Annotated in this window: 2 protein-coding genes; both read right to left on the reverse strand. The window is 51.1% G+C overall.

From position 1 onward, the window contains the following. Window positions 1-139: 139 nt before the first annotated feature. On the reverse strand, window positions 140-1,213 hold the full coding sequence (locus KDK18_RS02645; RefSeq protein WP_257252997.1) for a dihydrolipoamide acetyltransferase family protein: 1,074 nt from the start codon (window positions 1,211-1,213) through the stop codon (window positions 140-142). Window positions 1,214-1,236: 23 nt separating this feature from the next. Next, window positions 1,237-2,202, reverse strand: a complete 966-nt coding sequence (locus KDK18_RS02650; RefSeq protein WP_257252999.1) for an alpha-ketoacid dehydrogenase subunit beta — start codon at window positions 2,200-2,202, stop codon at window positions 1,237-1,239. Window positions 2,203-2,256: the final 54 nt, after the last annotated feature.

A 2,256-nucleotide genomic window follows, 5' to 3' on the forward strand; every position in this document is an offset into this window, starting at 1 on the left:
CAGAGACCGCCTGGACTCAGTGGAAAAAGTTCTATGCGCCCCTTGATTATCTCTCAACTCTGTTTAACTGACAGATTCAACTTTCATGTTTTTCAAATAAATAATCGGCTTTTACCCATTGGCAAAAGCCGATATAAGATCATTCGGATAATTTCTGAAGCATACAATGCAAAAAGCGAGTCGCTTCACCACCAGTAACCGCTCGATGATCAAAGGTCAGGGAGATAGGAAGAACCCGGTGATTCTGAATCTGGCCGTCTTTGCTCACTACCCGGGTTCTCAGTCGGCCGATACCAATGATGCACACCATGGGGGGCACAACGATAGGTGTAGCGAACTGACCCGCGAAGACACCAAAGTTGCTGAGAGTGATGGTGGCACCCTGCATTTCTGATGGCGGAAGGCTGCGTTCCTCAACTGCTTTTCGAAATTTGTTAATGCTGTTTCTCAGCGAAACGGCATCCTGTTTTTCTGCGTCTCTGATGACCGGTACAAACAAGCCCTCTTCACTGTCAACCGCCAGTCCCAGGTGAACAGAAGGAAAGACTTCACGACTCATCATCGTTTCATCAAACCAGGCGTTCAGTGCAGGCTCTTCCTTGCAGGCAGAAGTAATGGCTTGAATCAGTCGAACGGTAATGTCTGCCCCTTTCGGCCAGTGCTCAATATCCACATCATCAAACAGAGTGACAGGTACCACCTCGGCATGAGACTGCGACATGGTTCGAGCCATGTGTTTTCTGACTCCTTTGAGAGGCTCAGGGTTTTTCAGAGGGTAGCTGTGACGAACGGAGTCTCTGCCAACACTTTTCGGATCGATGGATACACCGAGTTTGGCGGCCAGCTCACTGATGTGACCTTTGGTTGCAGCAGGGGCGCTTCCGCAGTCAGGTGGTGTACCAATAAAAAAGCTGTCATCGGCGCTGTCATCATGAGCGGCGGTTGTCAGCTCGCCGACTACCGTGCCGGCATCTTCCTGATCACTGATAAACTCCAACAGAGGTGCTCCGGTCATGATGGTGTCGCCGGGTTTGCCACAGAGTTTTGCCACAACACCACTGATGGGTGAAGGCACGTCGACAATCGCTTTGGCGGTTTCGACCGAGACAATAATCTGGTCTTCTGTGACGGAGTCGCCTTTCTCAATATGCCATTCAACAATATCGGCTTCGGGAATGCCTTCACCCAGGTCGGGCAGGTTGAAAAATTTCATATTGTTGTCCTGTCCTGCTGATATCAGTGATACGCCAGTGTTTTCAAAGATGCCTTAATGATGTCATCAGGCTGGGGAAGATAATGACTTTCCATCCGGTAATAGGGCATGGTCGTATCATATCCTGTCACCCGTTCGATCGGTGCTTTCAGATCCATTAGAGCCTCCGAGGCCAGCTCGGCAGCAATTTCAGCACCGACGCCAAAGCTTCGGCAGGCTTCGTGAGTAATCACGCAACGACCTGTTTTGCGGACCGAAGTCAGAATGGTTTCCATATCAAGAGGCTTTATCGTGGCGACATCAATCACTTCGACTGAAACGCCATATTGTTCCAAAGTTTTGGCTGCCTGAAGGGTTTCACTCACGGAAGCTCCCCAGCTGATCAGAGTCAGGTCGGAGCCTTCCCTGAGTGTGAAGCACTTGTTCAGCGGTAACAGAGGTGTCTCTTCAGAGACGTCCTGTTTGACTGCTCGATAGATGCGCTTGGGCTCCAGGAACAGAACCGGATCAGGGTCATTAATCGCAGAGCGTAACAGTCCGTAAGCCCTGACCGGTGATGATGGAATGACTACTCTGATGCCGGGAATATGGGCAAACAGGGCTTCTGTACTTTCAGAATGATGCTCGGGAGCGCGGATACCCCCACCAAAAGGCGCTCTGACCACCATTGGGCAGCTCAGGCGTCCACGGGTACGGTTTCGCATTCGGGCAGCATGACACATTAACTGTTCCATGGCAGGAAAGATGAATCCCATGAATTGGATTTCTGCAACAGGCTTCAGGCCCTGAGTTGCCATTCCAATACTGATACCGGCGATCATGGCTTCAGCCAGGGGCGTGTCCATGACCCTTTTCAGACCATACTTGTCTCTCAGGCCCTGAGTCGCGCGGAAAACACCACCGTTCACACCGATGTCTTCACCCAGTACGACGACCTCAGGGTCTTGTTTCATGGCGTGATCCAAAGCCAGATTGACGGCTTCAACCATGGTGATTTTCTCTGCGGTGTTGTCCACAGCCGATCGGATCAGGTTTTCAGATAC

The sequence above is a fragment of the Endozoicomonas sp. SESOKO3 genome (assembly GCF_024606255.1).